Source organism: Streptomyces sp. NRRL S-495, assembly GCF_000966955.1.
GTDB classification, from domain to species: domain Bacteria; phylum Actinomycetota; class Actinomycetes; order Streptomycetales; family Streptomycetaceae; genus Kitasatospora; species Kitasatospora purpeofusca.
The window spans coordinates 1-1,991 of record NZ_JZWY01000048.1 but is presented as its reverse complement, the minus strand read 5'-3'; the positions used below and the strand labels follow the sequence as shown (position 1 = coordinate 1,991).

General features: G+C 73.8%; 2 protein-coding genes. One reads left to right on the top strand and one right to left on the bottom strand.

Annotation, left to right across the window (positions count from 1 at the left end):
- Window positions 1–366: 366 nt before the first annotated feature.
- Window positions 367–567: a hypothetical protein gene (locus VR45_RS03990; protein ID WP_045938281.1), complete on the bottom strand. Its 201-nt coding sequence runs from the start codon at window positions 565–567 to the stop codon at window positions 367–369.
- 438 nt (window positions 568–1,005) lie between these two features.
- Here VR45_RS03990 and VR45_RS03985 point away from each other — a divergent pair.
- Window positions 1,006–1,991: serine/threonine-protein kinase (locus tag VR45_RS03985; RefSeq protein ID WP_107084096.1), on the top strand; the 986-nt coding region annotated here is incomplete at its 3' end.

The window sequence follows — 1,991 nt, the reverse complement described above, 5'->3', positions numbered from 1 at the left end:
CGATTAGCTCAGCGGGAGAGCACTACCTTGACACGGTAGGGGTCACTGGTTCAATCCCAGTATCGCGCACAGTGACGGCCTGGGCCGCGACTCGAACGAGTCGCGGCCCAGGCCGTTTTCGGCGTTCCGTCCCGGTCTCCGCGTGGTCCTTTGGGGCTCTGCGAGCTGTGTGGCTGCGCAACGGGAAGAGCCGCGTACGGTCGCCCTCACCGACGTCCGTACGCGGCATCTCCGCCTGCCGGGGCGCTCTGCGCGCCGCACTCGCCCGTCCGCGCACTCGCCCGTCCGCGAGTTGTCGCGGCCGCGGCCTCCCCGGCGGCACCGGCTCCCCGTCCCCAGGGGATCAGTGCCAGCTTGTGGTGCGCGTCAGTGGCCGATCAACTCGGCCACCGCCAGCGCCTGGTTCGCCATCTGCTCCCAGCCTCCGAACAGGACGGCCAGCAGCACCGCACAGGGCAGTGCCATGGCCAGCGCCACCGCCGGGTGCCTGGTGGGCTCCGCGGCCTGCGGCTGAGTGAAGGCCGGCCGCCGGCGGCGGGAGGTGGATCCCGTGTGCTGCGCTGCCATGCCCTGACTCCTGATTCGTGAGCTCGGCCGGTGGTGGAAGGCGGAACGGTGGTACACGTGGACGCGGTGGACGGCTTACCTCGGGGGACGAGCTCCCCGTCCACCGCTGAGAACAACGGTATGGCGCGAGGGGGTTGGTGGACGTCATGCCGTCGTACTGTTCTCCGGGCCTCCCGGAGGATGACGACCGGACCTGGGGCCTACTACCGCAGGCGGAGACGCCCGCCGCGGCTCCCCCGGGGGAACCCTGAGAGGGGACCCCGAGAAACGATTCGGCACCGCCCCGCCGACGGTCAGTCCAAGATCCGACAATCGGACGGTGGCTTCAGGTGTTGCGTATCAGCACACCGCAGCGGGCAGTCCGTAAGCTGTGCCGGACAGGAACTGACGACGCCCCACCCGACGGGGCCTCACCGACAGTCTGACGGGGAAACGGGAATGACGATGATGCGGCTGAGGCGTGAGGACCCCCGCATCGTCGGGCCGTACCGGCTGCACCGGCGGCTCGGGGCCGGCGGCATGGGCGTGGTCTACCTCGGCTCCGACCGCCGGGGGCAGCGGGTCGCGCTCAAGCTGATCCGGGCCGAACTGGCCGAGGACGTCGAGTTCCGCACCCGCTTCGCCCGCGAGATCGCCGCCGCGTCCAGGATCCGGGGCGGCTGCACCGCCCGTGTCATGGGCTCCGACATTGAGGCCGACCGGCCCTGGCTGGCCACCGCGTACGTCCCCGGGCCCTCGCTGTACAAGCGGGTCGGCGACGAAGGGGCACTGGGCTGGCCCGAGGTCGCCCGGATCGGGGCCGCGCTGGCCGACGGGCTGGTCAAGGTGCACGAGGCCGGCGTCGTCCACCGGGACCTCAAGCCCTCCAACATCCTGCTGTCGCCGCGCGGGCCCCGGATCATCGACTTCGGCATCGCCTGGTCGCGCGGGGCCAGCACGCTCACCCACGTCGGCACCGCCGTCGGCTCCCCCGGCTTCCTCGCCCCCGAGCAGGTCCGGGGGGTCGCCGTCACGCCCGCGACCGACGTCTTCGCCTTCGGCGCGACGCTCGCCTACGCGCTCACCGGGGACACCCCGTTCGGGTCCGGCGCCTCCTCGGAGGTCATGCTCTACCGCGTCGTGCACGAGGAGCCGGACCTCACCGCGGTGCCGCCGCAGCTGGCGCCGCTGATCCGGGCCTGCCTGGCCAAGGAACCCGCCGAACGGCCCGGCGCGGCCGCACTGCACGAGCGGCTGAGCGAACTCGCCGTGCGGGGCGCGGGCGGCGGGTCCGGCGGACCGTTCGGCCGGGGCCGCGGGGCCGGGGCGCGCGGCGACGCGGCCGGACGGGACGACCTGGCCGGTCGGGCCGGGGCCGCGCCCGGAGCGGCCGGCGCACCCGCCGAGGGACGGCCCGGGCCCGGCGGCGCGGACCGCTCCGGCGC

Bases quoted from the DNA above. Each gene is read 5' to 3' on its own strand.
- VR45_RS03990 (WP_045938281.1), bottom strand. From the start codon at position 567: ATGGCAGCGCAGCACACGGGATCCACCTCCCGCCGCCGGCGGCCGGCC.